Annotated in this window: 13 protein-coding genes and 2 pseudogenes; 7 read left to right on the top strand and 8 right to left on the bottom strand. The window is 63.0% G+C overall.

The window, feature by feature from the left end:
* Window positions 1-268, top strand: a pseudogene (locus AC1DFE_RS22335) (transglycosylase domain-containing protein); the annotation flags it as partial.
* Between the two features lie 148 nt (window positions 269-416).
* Entirely contained in the window at window positions 417-692 is a 276-nt protein-coding gene (locus tag AC1DFE_RS22330) for a VOC family protein (RefSeq protein WP_476908037.1), read from the top strand.
* Window positions 693-760: 68 nt separating this feature from the next.
* Here AC1DFE_RS22330 and AC1DFE_RS22325 read toward each other — a convergent pair whose 3' ends face one another.
* Window positions 761-1297, bottom strand: a complete 537-nt coding sequence (locus AC1DFE_RS22325) for a putative immunity protein (RefSeq protein WP_476908036.1) — start codon at window positions 1295-1297, stop codon at window positions 761-763.
* A 432-nt stretch (window positions 1298-1729) separates the two neighbouring features.
* Here AC1DFE_RS22325 and AC1DFE_RS22320 point away from each other — a divergent pair, with 432 nt between their 5' ends.
* On the top strand, window positions 1730-2068 hold the full coding sequence (locus AC1DFE_RS22320) for a DUF1801 domain-containing protein (RefSeq protein ID WP_476908035.1): 339 nt from the start codon (window positions 1730-1732) through the stop codon (window positions 2066-2068).
* Between the two features lie 752 nt (window positions 2069-2820).
* On the opposite strand, the gene AC1DFE_RS22315 is transcribed toward AC1DFE_RS22320, so the two are convergent.
* From AC1DFE_RS22315 to AC1DFE_RS22295, 5 genes are all read right to left on the bottom strand, one after another.
* Window positions 2821-3384, bottom strand: a complete 564-nt coding sequence (locus AC1DFE_RS22315; protein WP_476908034.1) for a GNAT family N-acetyltransferase — start codon at window positions 3382-3384, stop codon at window positions 2821-2823.
* A 136-nt stretch (window positions 3385-3520) separates the two neighbouring features.
* Complete coding sequence (locus AC1DFE_RS22310) at window positions 3521-3991, bottom strand: SRPBCC domain-containing protein (RefSeq protein WP_476908033.1); 471 nt, start codon at window positions 3989-3991, stop codon at window positions 3521-3523.
* A gap of 10 nt (window positions 3992-4001) precedes the next feature.
* On the bottom strand, window positions 4002-4646 hold the full coding sequence (locus AC1DFE_RS22305) for a dihydrofolate reductase family protein (RefSeq protein WP_476908032.1): 645 nt from the start codon (window positions 4644-4646) through the stop codon (window positions 4002-4004).
* A gap of 1 nt (window position 4647) precedes the next feature.
* On the bottom strand, window positions 4648-4986 hold the full coding sequence (locus AC1DFE_RS22300; RefSeq protein ID WP_476908031.1) for an ArsR/SmtB family transcription factor: 339 nt from the start codon (window positions 4984-4986) through the stop codon (window positions 4648-4650).
* A gap of 257 nt (window positions 4987-5243) precedes the next feature.
* Complete coding sequence (locus tag AC1DFE_RS22295; protein ID WP_476908030.1) at window positions 5244-5618, bottom strand: helix-turn-helix domain-containing protein; 375 nt, start codon at window positions 5616-5618, stop codon at window positions 5244-5246.
* A gap of 2500 nt (window positions 5619-8118) precedes the next feature.
* On the opposite strand from AC1DFE_RS22295, the pseudogene AC1DFE_RS22290 reads away from it, so the two are divergent.
* Window positions 8119-8382, top strand: a pseudogene (locus tag AC1DFE_RS22290) (transposase); the annotation flags it as partial.
* A gap of 64 nt (window positions 8383-8446) precedes the next feature.
* Here AC1DFE_RS22290 and AC1DFE_RS22285 read toward each other — a convergent pair.
* Window positions 8447-9082: a LysE family translocator gene (locus tag AC1DFE_RS22285; RefSeq protein ID WP_476908029.1), complete on the bottom strand. Its 636-nt coding sequence runs from the start codon at window positions 9080-9082 to the stop codon at window positions 8447-8449.
* A 242-nt stretch (window positions 9083-9324) separates the two neighbouring features.
* Between AC1DFE_RS22285 and AC1DFE_RS22280 the strand changes: the two genes are divergently transcribed.
* A complete protein-coding gene (locus AC1DFE_RS22280) occupies window positions 9325-11088 on the top strand; it encodes an MFS transporter (RefSeq protein ID WP_476908028.1) in 1764 nt (587 codons plus the stop codon).
* 1200 nt (window positions 11089-12288) lie between these two features.
* Here the strand turns inward: AC1DFE_RS22280 and AC1DFE_RS22275 are convergent.
* Window positions 12289-13323, bottom strand: a complete 1035-nt coding sequence (locus AC1DFE_RS22275; protein ID WP_476908038.1) for an AAA family ATPase — start codon at window positions 13321-13323, stop codon at window positions 12289-12291.
* Between the two features lie 152 nt (window positions 13324-13475).
* Here AC1DFE_RS22275 and AC1DFE_RS22270 point away from each other — a divergent pair, with 152 nt between their 5' ends.
* Window positions 13476-13604, top strand: a complete 129-nt coding sequence (locus AC1DFE_RS22270; RefSeq protein WP_476908027.1) for a hypothetical protein — start codon at window positions 13476-13478, stop codon at window positions 13602-13604.
* Window positions 13605-14757: 1153 nt separating this feature from the next.
* The gene (locus tag AC1DFE_RS22265; protein WP_476908026.1) at window positions 14758-15192 is read left to right on the top strand and encodes a hypothetical protein; all 435 of its coding nucleotides are present in this window, start codon (window positions 14758-14760) and stop codon (window positions 15190-15192) included.
* Window positions 15193-15233: the final 41 nt, after the last annotated feature.

The following is a 15233-nucleotide window of genomic DNA, read 5'->3' as shown; positions in this document are numbered from 1 at the left end:
GCCGCTGCCAGACCTGGTGCGCCGAGCGCCCGATGGCGGCATCGACCTGGGTCCGAACGCCAACCGGAAGGCATGGGATCTGATCAACGGGGCGGCCAACGTGTGGGTGCCCCAGCAACTTGACGGCATGGGCGGATGGAAGGCAGCAGCGGCAACCGTCGGCATCACCGACACTGCCAGCGACCACGCGGACACTCTGGGGAACGACGACGCCTGCTCCACCATGCCGGACAGCGTGAAGGAACGCCTTGCCGCAGACTTCGGCTGACCTCAAACGTTCCGAAGATGGGCTCCATCGAGGGCAGAAGAGGGAAGCGCCCACGGAAAGAACCCAAATGCTCTAGGCTCCGTGAAATCGCGGTCCTGGCTTTACTTTACTGAGCGACGGTCTAACCGCCGAGGCGGAGTTGCTGGGGATGATCCGAGTGCTGGAGGATGCGGACTTTATTTCGCTCGGCGACCCCGCCGACCAGTCTGCTGTCGCCTTCGAGCGAGTGGACAAGCTCATCAAGCCACAGTGGCCCGATGCTGAACATCCGCAACCGATGCACGTGGATGTGAAAGTCGACGACTTCGATGTCGGCGAGGCGGGAGTCCTCCGGCTCGGAGGCACGCGTCTCACCGGCGGCACCGGGGCTTTCCGTGTTTATGCGGATCCCAGCGGCCATCCATTCTGTCAGGTCCGTGCCTAGGGCGAGCTCGGAAAGCTGCGCACGCGGACCTTGGGTTCGTGCAGTGGCAGAATCGCCTGCCAGAAACCCTACTTTGGCGAGATATTGTCCTGAATCTTCCGAATGATTGACCCAAGAAGGCCCGACGTGAGAAGTCCGGAACCGAGCGGGCCACCGGAGTCCTCACCAAGTGGTGGCAACTGCTGAAGTGCCGCCCTCACCTGAGCATTCATGTGCTCAAGTTGCCAGGCGATCTCGTCGGAGACGGCTGTGGGCTGATCCGGAGCGGCAAGCCCGGCCGCTTTCGCGGCGTAGGCGGCTGCGCCGAGAGCGTGCGCACCCATGTGCGCGACGCCGGCAGCTTGTCCAGCAGCCCGGGCGGCCGCCACAGCTGCAGGAGAGGTCACTGCTTGGGCGCCCCGGCCAGCAACGAAGCGCCGGCGACTCTCACCGGCGGCATCAAGTTCACCGTGAGCAAACGCCCGAGTACGAGCGATAGCATCACGTGGTCGACCGTCTGTCGGGGCCTCCGTCTCGAACAAGACCAGGACCCGCTCAGCACAGTCCGCCGCCCACGTTGCGACGAGGCGGCGATCCGCTTCGCTCAGTGTCTGCGGGGACAGCATGCCAGCATTTTCGCACGCGGGCCCGTAGGACGATCCGCTTGCGGGCGTCACAGTTCACGTCGTTGGCGATGTCGCGCTGCCCGCAGCGGCCAAGATTCGCTCCACTGCTTCGTCCATGGCGAGCCTGCCGTATCAACGACGTCGCGCTCACGGTCCCAGGCGACATACGCTCGAAAGGTGATCTGATCCCGGTTGGCTATGACACGGGGGCGCAGGATCCCGAGTTGCGCTTCGCCGGTTGTGAGCGCATTATCGCCGGCCACGAAGAGCCGGATCGCGGTCTGCCTCGATTGCCTCGGATGCCTCGACTGCCTCCGGCCGGCGACGTAGGCTAGGCACCGTCGCCGGTCGCAGACGCCCACGGTGGTCCACGGGCGCACGAGGCCGGCTACAACACGTGGCTGACGACGATTTGAAGGAGGCGTAAACACGATGTTCACGAAGAAGGGTGACGCGGCCGTTCTCACCAAACTCAGCGAAGCTCCCGCACACTACCGGGAGATTGGGGAACGTCTGCATCGCATCATACGGGAGAGTGCGCCCTCGTTAGAGCCGATCGTCCGCTGGGGACTCCCGTTCTATGTGAAGGACGGCAAGGACATCTGCTACATCAAACCGGATAAGGACTTCATCGCGTTCGGCTTTGGCGAAGTTGTGAACCCCGCACGAGAGGAGGGCGCCCACATGCACCCCGTCGCGTGGACCATCACCTCGCTGGATGCTGCGACGGAGGCCAGGATTCGAGCGCTCGTCGAGAAAGCCGTTGGTTGACACGGTCCCGTGACCGGGTGTGTGCCGGCGCGACCCTGGGGAGCTTTGGCTGTTTCCGCGAGCGCGGGACCAGAACTCGGCGCTCCGGCAGGGCTGGGCACGCTCGCCGCGGAGTGGTCCCTGTCGCCGTCTCCAAGCAGGACGGACCAGACGGGACCACGGTTCGGCCTTTACTCCGCCGACGGTCCGCCGGTCACTGAGTAGCCGATCCGATACGAGCGGCCAGGACCCGTCCAGCCTGGCTGGCTTTCGTCGGCGTCCATACGAGCCATCATCCGCTCTACGTCGTCCGGCGAACCGTCCCTTATCACGCGACCAGTTATAGAACATATATTCGATCCCACCTCTCGAAACACCTGGTAGGTAGTGAGCCGACCGGACGAACTGGTTGATCCATTGACGCGTGCGGCGACGTCAGCGACGATTGCCGGCAGCTACTGTCCCCACCGCTGAACGGCCACCTACTTGACGAAAGGTACGAGATCGGCTCTTGATTTGGGCCGGGGAGAGGCCTTTGGCATCAGGACAGGGCCGTTTCTGTCACTTGCCGAGCGCTCCGAATTGATTCGCCGGCGCCCGATTCACGGCTGGGATGTCTAGGGGATGTAGAGCCCGTCGGATCGTTCCGCTGACGTGCGCGAGCCGTGCCCTCCCCGCAGGGTCGATCGCGTCGCAGGCCATCCCGCAAGAGAGCACCTAGCCTCGGATCCGACGAGCGTTCAGAGCGGAGGCCGTCGTCGGGGCGGCGTCTGTCATTGAGCGATAACAGGTCGTGTGCTCATCCATTCGGCGCGAAGTATTGAAAATACCTCCTTGTCGTAACGATTCCCGTCGTAGACCCAGCTACTGCGAAGAACCCCGTCCGAACGCATACCCAGTCGCCGCGCGACAGCAACACTGCGGTCGTTGTCGGTGCGGCACCGCCATTCAACGCGAGACATCCCCCGCTCTAAGAAGGCCCACTCCATGAGGAGTCCGACTGACCGGGTGATGAGGCCGCCCCCGACAGCATCGGGTTCGAGCCAGCAACCGACCTCGCAAATGCCCCAGACGGGGTCAAACGCGACGAACATCACGCCTCCAACGATCTTGCCTTCGTCCCAGAGGCCATAGATGCGCGCTCCATCGTTCGCGGTGGCTGTGGCGTAACGCTGAAGGGTAGCGCGGGCACCGTCGACGGTGTCGGTGACAAACGTCGGTCCGACCCACGGCCGGATATGGTCTCTTGCCCTGCTCATATGCTCGGCAAACTCGCCGGCATGCCATGTCTCAAGTGGCTTCAAGACGACCCCGCCTCGCACGACTGTTTCAAACATAGTTTCTCCAGAGGATCCGCCCAGGGTCTGATTGCCACGGGGGTGGGTGATTTTCGCGGACGTGTGCGGCGGCTCGGTGGCGGAGATTGAACCAGTTTCCGGCGTTGGAGCGCGTGAGCAGCCGCTGACAGGTGCGCTAGGGGCCCAACGCGAGGTAGTTGCCTAGAGCCTCGAGCAGACCCCTGGTGCCCTTCTCGCGGACGTCGCTGTCAGCCCGGAACTGGTCGAAGAAGACACCGTGCTCGACGTGGGTGAATCGAGTGCCCCCATCGATCGGCTCGAACTCCAACGACGCCACCGACGTCGACGTGTGGATCCCGTCGAGCCACATGTCGTACGTCGTGACGATGCGGTTGTGCTCGACGATGTCGGTGTATGTGGCCTCGTACCGAGAGACTGGACCGCTGTGAAATTTGCCCTCAACGACGTCCCGCCCGCCGACGCAGAAGTCGAAGGCCCAGTCGCGGGCCTCCATGTTGCCGCCGCCGCCCCACCAGCCCAGCTTCTGTTTCTCGTCAGCGAACGCGCCCCAGACGCGCTCGACAGATGCTGGGTAGTCGCGGGTCAGGGTGAATCCAGAATGGGCGAGTCGTCGTTCGATTGTCATAAGTACGTTCCTATCGCGTCAGGGTGACGTGGATCGTGCCGCTTTCGGCCACTTCCGTCGTTACTTGGTGGGTCTGTTCGAAGGCGCGCAGGTCATCCCACAGCCGGTTGCCCCGGCCGAGGAAGATCGGGGCCACTGTGAGGTGCAAGTCGTCAACCAGGCCGGCGCGCAGGAAGTCACGCGCGGTGCCGTAGCCACCGCCCACTCGTACGTCCAGGTTCCCGGCGGCCTCGGCCGCCTCCGCGAGCACGTCCTCAATTGCTGTGCTGCGGAAGTGGAACGTAGTGCCACCCTCCATCGGGATCGACGGACGCGGTGCGGTGTGGGTAAGGACGTAAACCGGGGTCCCGAACGACGGGTTGTCGCCCCACCAGCCTTTCCAGTCCGGGTCATCTGGAAATGCGTGGAGCCCGAACATGCCCGCTCCCATGATCTCGGAACCGACGCCCTCGAAAAACGCGACGGCGTATCGATCATCGACGCCGGTCGTTCCAGCGCCGCTCGTATCGCCGAATACCTTCTCCCGGAACGTTCGGGTCGCGCCGTACGTCTTCGTCAGGCGCCCCCAATCCCTCCCCATAGGATTATCGGGCGTCGGGTCGGCTGGCGTATATCCGTCCAATGAGCTGAAGAGGTCCATGCGAACGCGGGTCATATCAGACTTCCTTCGGGTTAGTGAGGGTCAGGTGGATGCCAAGCCGGTCGGCTTGGTGTTCTGCGGGTGTTCGCTGCCCGCCGAGCCACAGGTGCAGAACGTCGAAGGCACCCGGGCGCAGGCTCACGGTGCGGAAGCGTCCGTGTTTCTCCGAGGTGACCACTCCGGCGCTCTCGAGGACGCGCAAGTGCTGCATGAGCGAGGGCAACGCCATCTCGAACGGTGCCGCCAGTTCGGTCACGACGGCGGGGGACTTCGCCAATCGCTCCACGACGGCTCGGCGTGTGGGATCCGCGAGAGCGCGGAGCACGGAGTCGAGCTCCTCGTGATACTTAGGCACAGGCCTAAGTATTTGTAATGGAGGAGGGGTTGTCAATGGGTTCACGGAAAAGCGATGCGAGCCGTGACACCCGCAAACCCTGGTCACGCGCCCATAGAGTGGGCGTATCACCAAAAGGTCTTCGGGTGGGGACACCAGCATCATGAGCGATACCGAAGAGTTCCGGTACACGGCGCTCGGAACCGGGGACAACGCACGAGCCGGCGTCATGGACGCCTCGTTCTACCTACCGCCCAAGTCTCCTGCAACTGGCAGGTCTACTTTGGCGTGAAGGAAGATCCCGGCAGCGACGGAACCGACGGCACTGGTTCCAGGCCCATGGCCTTCAATTTCTCGAATACGCTGATCGGTCCGTGGTCCAGGCCCGAGCGCTCCAACGCCGCCCGCACCTGGCAGGCCTGCTCCTTGACCTCATCACTGATCCTGGACGGGCTCGTGCGCGGCCGGCGGGACCGCGGTTCCAACGCCGGAGCGGGGCCCTCAGTCCGGGCCCGGCCCAGTAACACGTAGAACGTCTTAGGCGAGATGCCATGCTCGGCACAGAACGAGGTCACAGCACCACGGGGCGCGTCATCCGGCCACCGCGAGACCGCTAACCGGACACGAGGATCAACAGGTTCAACTCCACTCATCCACCCATCAGACGGCAGAAGTGTCCCCACCGAACCTTGACAGTGTCACCGATGTCCTGATGCAGAACTGTCACCGATGTCCCGAGACAAAACACAACCGAATCCGAACCCACGGCGTGCACATTGTGCACACCCTTATTTTTGCCACTTTGAGCACCGTCGAGTGAAGCGCACCGCCCTGCCGGGCGCCGCTCAGTCCGCCCGCTGTCACCACGCCCCTGCGCGATGGCCCAGACTCCGCAAACAGCTGACGCTGGCTGCACGGCGCAGGGGCCGCCGAGCGGCACACGATTCCAGAGTGGGCGGGGCTTCGGTCAGAATGACGGAACGCGGTTATCGGCGTTCGATGAACGGGGAGAAGCGGCCGGAATTACGAGGCCGACCAAATCCATGTCAGCCTGAGTAACCGTGGCGGAGCAGGGGCGGCCGGGTCGATGCTCGCCACCCGCCTTTCGGCCCCGCCCCTGCACTCTTGGGCAGGCCGCCCTGGAACAGAATCCGCCAATGCATCCGTTATCTCGCGTTCGGCGCCCAACCGGTCGATAATCGGAGGTGCCCGGATCGTTTCTCCCGTCAGGAGCCGGCATGCCAAACACAACCTCGGTAGGAATACGGTGCGCGGGCGCCGCTCTCACACTGGTGGCGGTTCTTCTGACCGGGGCCGGTTGCGCGATCGACAACCCTCCAGAGACGACGCAAATCACGCCGGCGACCAACGGGATCAGCGCCCAAGTCGGTCCGATGAAGCTGGAAGACATGCTCATTCTCTCCTACGGCGCGGACCAGCCCGGCAGGATACTCGGTGCCGTATTTAACTCGTCCTCCAAAGACGCGACCGTCGCCCTTACAGGCGTTTCAGGGTCGCAGGCAACCATTCGAGTCAGGGCCAACGGCCAGACCCTGCTGACGACCCCGCCAGCGGTGACCCTGGACCCTGCAGGGGGTCCCCCGGGGTCCATGGTGAAGGTCCGGCTGAGCGAAGACGCCACGCGTGCCTCTGCCGATGTACAGATCCCTGTCCTCGGCCCCTCTATGCCCGAATACCAGCCATACATGCCCCCGAGGCCGACTACTGGCACGAGCGTCCGTCCGGGGAGCCGGTAAAAACCACTCGAAGCATGCCTATCGGCGGACAGACGCTGGCCGCGTTCAGATTGGCGTCGATGCTCGGGGACTGAGATGGAGCGGCTCCTCCGCCGTATGCGAGGTTCATCATGGCCCGGATGGTCCCGTCCCGGATGACCGGGAACCTGCTGGCGGGACGGCGGGAACTGCTCGGTGCATTGGGGCGGTTCCGAGGCGGCGGATCTGGGACAACGACACCGGCATCGGCCGCCGAAACAGCTATTGCCGGGGTGGCCGTGTACTCCAGCAACCAGGTAGCCAGCGCGGCCACCACGTTGGGTGCGGTCCAGGTCGGCGCAGAACACGACAGGCAGATGGGCGACTCCTACATTGACGACGTCGTCATCAAGGCCGGCACCACCACCCCGCCCCGCCGCTCCTCCGCCCAGCGCCAGTTCGTCCATGCGCAGCGCCGCGGACGTCGTGGCGGCCGATGCTGGCGGCGTGCTGTGGGACTACCCGGCCACCGGCAATGGCAAGTTCCAGCCGCGGCAAGAAATCGGCACCGGCTGGTCCGCTCTGGCCAAGGGGTTCGGGGCGGACTGGAACAGCGACGGCGTTTTCGACGTCATCGCGCAATGGAAGGACGGCCGGCTGAGCTTCTACCCCGGAAGCCGGCGGCGGATTCAGCCCGGTCCAGGCCATCGGCACCGGCTGGGGCAGCTACAACATCACCGCCGGCCACTGGCGCACAGCCGACCAGTTCCCCGGAATCCTTGCCTACGACGCCGCCGGGACCCTCCGGTACTACGGCAACCGGGCCGGATCAAGGCTGTCGACGCGCGTCAAAGGCCGGCACCGGCTGGAGAGGCCTGTACCTGACTATGACCGACTTCGACCAGGACGGGTCGCAGGACCTCCTCGCCAAACGCAGCGACGGCAGGCTCGTGCTGTACTGCTCCACCCGAACCGGCGGCTTCGTCTCCGAAGCCCGGTGCACGGTCGGCACACCGGATGGAACGGCATCAACAGCATCACCGGAGTGGCCGACTTCACCACAGAAAGCTCAGGGCTCATGCCCAGCTCACCGACGGCCACATCGCCCACAGCCCATTCAACAAGGGCACCTGGGGCGCGCGGACCATCGTCGGCTCAAGCTGAAGCAGGCTACAACATTCTGCGACAGGACGCAGGAAGGGGCCTGAAGAAGTTCCTCCACGGGCCCGCACGGGTGGAGCCTTTCGCATATCAGGGATCGACCCGATCCCGTTCGTGATTGAAGCACCGGCCAGCGGCGCGTTCATTAATCCCGGACGCTCTCTTGTCTCACTCGACGCCGCGTTGTTCGTTGTGCCCTTGACACGGGTCGTAGGGGCCGTCAGTCTGGGGCGATCATGCTGAACTTCAAGCCCTGGTCCGGGAAGTACAGCCGACGCTGCTTGAAATCTATGGGGTCGGCCCTGTCCTTGCCGCGATCATCCTGAACGCTTGGTGGCACCCCGGAAGGGTCCGTTCCGAGGCAGCATTCGCTGCGCTGGCCGGCACATGCCCGGTCCCGGCATCGTCAGGCGCCACGACCCGGTTCCGTTTGAACCGCGGAGGTGACCGCCAGCTCAATAAAGCGGTCTGCACCATCGCGTTGATCAGGATGAACCGTGACCCGCAAACCCGGGATTACGTGACCAGACGGACGAACAAGTTCCGCCGCTGCTTTAACTCTGACAGAGACCCGAGGGGCCGTCTAGAGCTGAAAAAGCAGGCGATCAGTGCCGGTTGCCGGTCACCGCGGCGGAAACGCCGACGCCGATGATCGACAGGCCGCCGGCCCGGCCGAAGGTCGTCATACGGCGCGGAGACTTGCCGAGCCAGCTGCGGGCACGGCCAGCGGCCAAGGCCCAGGCGGTATCGGTGATCAGTCCGATAAGCAGCGGGACGATTCCCAGAAGGAGGATCTGGGTGGTGGTGTTGCCCGCCGAAGGGGCAATGAACTGCGGGACAATCGCGGTGAAGAGGACGAAGCTCTTGGGATTGGTCAGACCCACGATCGCGCCTGCGCGCACCGCTGCCAAAGGAGTTTCGACCCGAACACTGGCCTCGGGCCCGTCCGCAACGGGTCCTGCGTGCCGGATTGCCTGGAAGCCCAGCCAGAACAGGTAAAGGATGCCAGCCCACTTGACGGTCTGGAAGAGCAGTTCCGAGCGTTCCAGCAAAGGAGCCAGTCCGAAGGCGATGGCGACGCCGACGAGGTAGCAACCAATGGCGTTGCCCAGGACGCTGGCGAAGGCATTCGCACGGCCATGGCTGAGCGCCCTGCCAACCACGAAGAGCACACTGGGCCCTGGCACGGCAATGAGCACCACGCAGGCAAGGGCCATTGCAGTGGCTTGACTGAGAGTCACCACCCCAAAATCATAAATTCATCCTCTACGATTCTTCGAACCGCGTTCAGCACGCGGAACAGTGGCGCCGAGAACTACTGCCCGGGCCTCTCCGAAAGCTCATGGGCATCCTCCGGAGCCATGGTCCCCGCTGACGAACGGGCAAGGTGCTCACCCCGGGCAGTACGTCCCCAGCTTTCGGGTCTATGGTTTAGTGAGGTAACTTTCCCGAAGCGGCTATCGGCCGGGAAGGGGTGGTCGGGATGGCGACCAGGATCCAGATCTTCACGGACAAACGGCGAGCCCACATGGAGCGCGCGGTAACCAGCCCACATTACAAATGGACGGTACTGACCAACACCACTCTCGGCATGTTAATGGCAACCATCAATTCCTCGATCATGCTCATCGCGCTGCCCGATATTTTCCGAGGCATCAAGGTAAACCCGCTTGCTCCCGGGAACACGAGCATGTTGCTCTGGCTAGTCATGGGCTACATGGTGGTCACGGCCGTGCTGGTTGTCACCTTCGGCCGGCTAGGCGATATGTACGGCAGGGTGCTCTTGTACAACGCAGGCTTCGCAGTCTTCACGGTGTTCTCCATCCTCCTCTCGCTCACGTGGCTCTCCGGCGATGCGGGCGTGCTCTGGCTGATCATCATGCGCGTATTGCAGGGCGTCGGCGGTGCCATGCTCATGGCGAACTCGACGGCGATCATCACCGACGTCTTCAAGGTCGACCAGCGCGGCCTGGCTTTGGGGCTGAACCAGGTGGCCGGCATTGCAGGCTCCTTTCTTGGCCTCATCGTCGGCGGGCTGCTGGGACCGCTGGATTGGCGGTTAGTGTTCTTGGTCTCTGTGCCGGTGGGCATCGCCGGGACCGTCTGGGCATACCTGAGCCTGCATGACACAGGGATCCGGCACCCGGCAAAACTGGACTGGTGGGGAAACGCGACCTTCGCGGTGGGCCTGGTCGCCGTGCTGGTCGGGATCACTTATGGAATCCAGCCGTACGCGGGCCACACGATGGGGTGGACCGACCCGTGGGTCCTCGCTGCGCTCATCGGCGGCGCTGCGGTGCTGGTCATCTTCTGCCTTATCGAGATGCGGGTGGACGAGCCGATGTTCCATCTTGCGCTGTTCCGGATCCGGGCATTCTCGGCTGGAAACCTGGCCTCGCTGATGTCTGGGATCGGCCGGGGCGGACTGATGTTCATCCTGATTATTTGGCTGCAGGGCATATGGCTGCCCCAGCACGGCTACAGCTTTGAAACAACGCCGCTGTGGGCCGGAATCTACATGCTGCCACTTACTCTGGGGTTCCTCATCGCTGGTCCGCTTTCCGGCTGGCTCTCCGACCGCCACGGGGCCAGGTTGCTGGCCACCTTGGGCATGGTCGTGGCGGCCGCCAGCTTCCTGTGGCTGCTGGTGCTGCCCGTGAACTTCAGCTACATACCGTTTTCACTTGCATTGCTGGTCAATGGCTTGGGCATGGGGCTGTTCGCCGCACCAAACAGGGCAGGCATCATGAATGCGCTGCCTCCGAACCGCCGGGGCGTGGGTGCAGGCATGAGCACCACCTTTCAAAACTCAGCCATGGTGCTCTCCATCGGGATCTTCTTCTCGCTCATGATCACCGGGCTGGCCCGGACGCTGCCTCAGACCCTGACTTCCGGACTGACGGCGCACGGGGTCGCCGCTGCAGATGCCGCCAAAGTTGCCCAACTGCCCCCGGTGTCGGTCCTCTTCTCCTCGCTTCTCGGCTACAACCCCGTGCAGACCCTGCTCGGGCCCAAGGTGCTGGCAGCCCTGCCGGCCAGCGACTCGGCATACTTGACCGGCCGCTCGTTCTTTCCATCGCTGATTTCCGGTCCGTTCGCTGAGGGCCTAGCAGTCGCGTTCGCCTTTGCTATCGCTGCCTGCCTTGTCTCTGCCATTGCCTCAGCCCTACGGGGTGGAAAGTACGAGTACACGGAAAGCCGCGCCAGCCACGAGGCTGTTACGCCCAGTCCCGCCCCACCCAACTGAGTCGCAGTTGTCCCTGCATCAGGGCGGCCACGCATCCGGACCCGGCTGACGGTCAAAAATTGAACCGTTGTGACGGCTTGGCATGCAGTCGTCGTTGCAACACTTGACCCCGCATCAGGAGTTGCAATTGGCAGAAGTGATGAGACCAAGGAAGCCCCTGGTGCCTCCGAAAGACGCTGCCCGGGCTCACTATGATCAGCTGAGGAAACAAGGAAGGGGCAATTCTGACGCGGGCAGGATCCTTGGAATCAGCCGTAGTTCCGGCAATCGGACCGATGGTAGTGCCGAAAATGATGGACAAGGCGGTTCCTCTCGCGTTGCGGCCGGACCTGACCGGCGCAATTCATGTGTGCGGAGCCCCCGGAATGTCTTCCCGCAATGCCGGCAACGCCCGAAGTTGCAGATTCAAGCACTTAGGATTCCGGTATGCAGATACCAACCGCCGGCGGTATGGTCAGTCTCACTGAGGATGCCGTCATCATGGAATTCGGATCCAGGTGCTGAAAGAAAAGCGCGACATCTCATCGCGCGTGATCCCTTACGAGGGGCATCTTGGCCATCGACTAACAGACACCCAATTGCTTTCGTGCGGTCACCTGCGGATCATCATGCGGGAAGGCCAGAAGCAGTCAGCCCATCCGTCGATACTTACTCCACTCAGTTGAACTAGAAGAAAGAAGCCGAGGAGCTGCACGAGGCTTTCCAGCGGCGAGTAGAGGCAGCCGAATAGGTTGTGCCGCTGGCATCTGACGAGCCGGAGCAAGTTGACCGCACGATGACGGCGGCCGAGGCCAGTTATTTACGCCGCCAAACCATGGGCTCCAGCTTCGAGGACATGTCCAACAACGGCGGCATCCTGAAGCAGAAGGCCACCAAAATCCACCTCCAGGATAAGGAGTGGCCGATCGCCCACTGTGAGGCCCCTGTGGAAACCGGCGCAGAAGCCAGTGAAAGAGTGACCGCCACACGCGTTATCGCCGGCGCCCTGACGTTCGGGAGAACAGGCGCTCTGGTCGGTGCCATCGCGAAGAAGGACCGGTCCAAGATCTACCTGAACATCATCACGCCCGACGACGTGATCCCGAAGGAAGTTTGGGGTTTGAACGAGAAGAAGGCTCGGGATTTCGCAAACCAGATTAATTATGCTTTTACCCGCCCGGGGACGGGACGGCATTCGCCTGACAGCCGCCGCAGATCAGGTCAGACCAGCCAGCGCCACCAGCGTGGCTGCTCCGGTTCCGGCTTCGGTTCAGGCTCCGGCTCCTCGCCCAAGGCCAGAGCGGCCTCGACGATGTCGTCCGCGGTGAGCGTCATGACGGCCTCACGATCGAGCGCGTCGAGACTTTGTTCCCTGTCGAGCGACAGCCGCAGCGCCTGGCGGTTGAGCGCCTGCTCAAACAGAGTGCGGGCGAACCGTGCGTTGCCGGAGTCCTCGCCCGCGTGTAGCCCGGTGAGGATGCGGCGCAGCATCTCGTCCGCACCCGGCTCCAACATGTACTCGTGCTGGGCCAGCATCTGGTGGAAGATCGTCTGGAGTGCGTCGACGGAGTAGTCGGGGAACGTGATCTCGCGGGCGAACCGGGAGCGCAGTCCAGGGTTCGAGAGCAAGAAGGACTCCATCAACCGCGGGTACCCGGCCACGATCACGACCAGGCGGTGGCGGTGGTCCTCCATCCGCTTGAGCAGGACCTCGATCGCCTCAGGGCCGAAGTCCATCCGGCCGTCCTCCGGGGCCAGCGCGTAGGCCTCGTCGATGAACAGGACGCCGTCCAGCGCACGCCGGATCACCCGGTCCGTCTTGATGGCGGTCGCACCGACGTACTGCCCCACCAGGCCCGAACGGTCGACCTCGACCAGGTGCCCTTTCTGCAGCAGACCGACCGCACGGTACATCTCGGCCAGGAGCCGCGCCACGGTGGTCTTGCCCGTGCCCGGGTTTCCGAGGAACACCAGATGCTGTGATGTGGCCACCTCCGGCAGGCCGTGCGCCTTACGGCGGGCCTGGACCTGGAGCAGTGCGACGAGGGCCCGCACCTGTTCCTTCACGGTCTCCAGTCCGACCAGCGCGTCGAGCTCGGCCTGGACCTCGGGCAGCGGCCGGGCCGGCCCGGGCCTCGCACCGATGAGATCGCCGACCAGGTCGTCGACGCGCTCCGAACCGGGCAGCTTGAGCTGATCGGCCAGATGGCCGATGGTTTCGCGAAGGTCGTCGAGCGGATGGCGGCTGGTAGCCATGCATCCACTGTAGTACTCGATTCCCGACCGGGGTGGGGTTGGCCTCACCAGTATCAACTCCCTTTTGCTCGTGGTATTCACGCGGTACAGGCGGCCTCCGTTGGATAATGCGGGCACTGGCCGTGCTTTCGGTGCTGACTACGGCACCAAGGATGAGGCAGAAGCTGCAGGTCGGGGCGCTGAGCAGGGCTCACAAGGTGGAGCACGTCATCAAGAACCAGGACGGAATGATCGGCTTCAAGGACAGCTACGGCAATGATCCCCGGAATGTCCCGGGCTGATCCGGCAGTTCACCCCAGCGTCATGTAGTCGTCCAACGTGGAGGCAATGAACAGGTATGAAGAACAAACAGTGCAGCCGCCACCTCACGTCGGAACATCATGCAAAATGCAGAGCGTCATGCAGTAGACGCCGGAGGTAACGATGAAGAAGCAGGAAGACACCACGAACCGGATAGGAGTAACGCGGTGAAGGACCAACGACGCGGAAAAGGAATCCAAGCCAGATTGTTCTCAGGTCATGTTGCCCAGGCCACGGACGTCCATGAACAGGTAACGAAGGACGCACCGTCAATCAGCGAAGTCAGCAAGGAGGCAGCCGGCCAGCAATGAAAAGGGCCCCCGAAGGGGCCCTTCACACCACAATTTGTGCACACTCAGAGGCTAAAAAGCCCCTGAACAGGGAAAACACGTGCCCGAGATGGGACTCGAACCGGGCGCCAACCCTTGAAAAACCGCCCCTCCCCCGAAAACATCCCCAATCCGGCGCAGTCCATCGCCGGTACAACCGAATCCGAAGCCCAAGGTGTGCACAATAAGCACACCCTCTTTTTGACCGTTTCTTGCTCCATCGGCCCGGGGGCCGGGGGCCAGAGCGGCATAGTTTCCAAGCCACCCTTACCGGCCAAGTGCCTCGTCCTATGCCGATCTGGGCTTCTCACATGGCTGGGTGTCAACGGTCAGCGCGAACAGATGAGCCGCCCCGACGCTACTCCCCCACGCATGCCAGGCTCGTCGTGCCGCCGACCATGGCTATCATGACTGGACTGATACCGTGCACGCGCGGGACGTTTGAACCTATATGCGCCGTGCACGGTTTCCGGATATGCAGGAGGGAAAATCAATGTGTTTCGCTGTGATTTCTCATTTCGGTCCTTCCCGCGCATCCGAGAGAGACGGGATCTGATCGGCGATGAACGGAGAAACAGAACCAGAACTCCCCTGGGCCAGGGAGTCCATCGCTGAGCTGTCCGACAGGCCTCAGGCCTTCTATAACGCCCTGCTAACAGAGCACTTTGTGTTGGAGTCAGCACGTGGGATAACGGTATCCGAATCCAGCAGCCGCGCGTCCATATACCTGATGACATTGTCCAGTTCGCTAGTGGCGTTCGGCTTCCTAGCCCAGACCCCATTCGCATACGGCTTCCTGAGCGTTATGATCCCGGTCATCGTTATTCTCGGATTTTTCACCTTCGAACGACTCATCCAAACATCCTTGGAAGACGTGGCGGCGCTCGATTCGATACAGCGCATCCGCCGCTACTACGCCAAGCTACTTCCCGGGGCCGAGGAATTTTTTCCTGCTCCACGCGGCAAGCACGCACTCAATGAGCTGTTGGACATCGGGACCCGCGGATCGTGGCGGGGTGTCTTTTTCACGATGTCCACGGCCATCGCCGTAGTAAATTGCATCGTCGCCGGCGCGGGCGTGTCCGTTCTCAGTGCTGCCCTGGGCCTTACGGAGCGCGGATCCATCGTAGCGGGTGTTAGCTTTGGACTCGTGCTGGGACTACTGCACGCTGTCCACCAGATACGGCAATATGGCCGCATGATACGCATAATCCTGGCAGGACACCGTCCCGTCCGTTAATCATGGCTGGGAAGCAGGCAGGGTTCCAAAGACCAACAGGT

The organism is Arthrobacter sp. 05T423 (genome assembly GCF_056396245.1).
This window is presented reverse-complemented; position numbering and strand designations above follow the sequence as displayed.

What these genes read in the sequence shown, in the direction of transcription:
- AC1DFE_RS22330 (WP_476908037.1), top strand. Translation starts at nt 417, where the DNA reads ATGATCCGAGTGCTGGAGGATGCGGACTTTATTTCGCTCGGCGACCCC.
- AC1DFE_RS22325 (WP_476908036.1), bottom strand. Translation starts at nt 1,297, where the DNA reads ATGCTGTCCCCGCAGACACTGAGCGAAGCGGATCGCCGCCTCGTCGCA.
- AC1DFE_RS22320 (WP_476908035.1), top strand. Translation starts at nt 1,730, where the DNA reads ATGTTCACGAAGAAGGGTGACGCGGCCGTTCTCACCAAACTCAGCGAA.
- AC1DFE_RS22315 (WP_476908034.1), bottom strand. Translation starts at nt 3,384, where the DNA reads ATGTTTGAAACAGTCGTGCGAGGCGGGGTCGTCTTGAAGCCACTTGAG.
- AC1DFE_RS22310 (WP_476908033.1), bottom strand. Translation starts at nt 3,991, where the DNA reads ATGACAATCGAACGACGACTCGCCCATTCTGGATTCACCCTGACCCGC.
- AC1DFE_RS22305 (WP_476908032.1), bottom strand. Translation starts at nt 4,646, where the DNA reads ATGACCCGCGTTCGCATGGACCTCTTCAGCTCATTGGACGGATATACG.
- AC1DFE_RS22295 (WP_476908030.1), bottom strand. Translation starts at nt 5,618, where the DNA reads ATGAGTGGAGTTGAACCTGTTGATCCTCGTGTCCGGTTAGCGGTCTCG.
- AC1DFE_RS22280 (WP_476908028.1), top strand. Translation starts at nt 9,325, where the DNA reads ATGGCGACCAGGATCCAGATCTTCACGGACAAACGGCGAGCCCACATG.
- AC1DFE_RS22275 (WP_476908038.1), bottom strand. Translation starts at nt 13,323, where the DNA reads ATGGCTACCAGCCGCCATCCGCTCGACGACCTTCGCGAAACCATCGGC.
- AC1DFE_RS22270 (WP_476908027.1), top strand. Translation starts at nt 13,476, where the DNA reads ATGAGGCAGAAGCTGCAGGTCGGGGCGCTGAGCAGGGCTCACAAGGTG.
- AC1DFE_RS22265 (WP_476908026.1), top strand. Translation starts at nt 14,758, where the DNA reads ATGATCCCGGTCATCGTTATTCTCGGATTTTTCACCTTCGAACGACTC.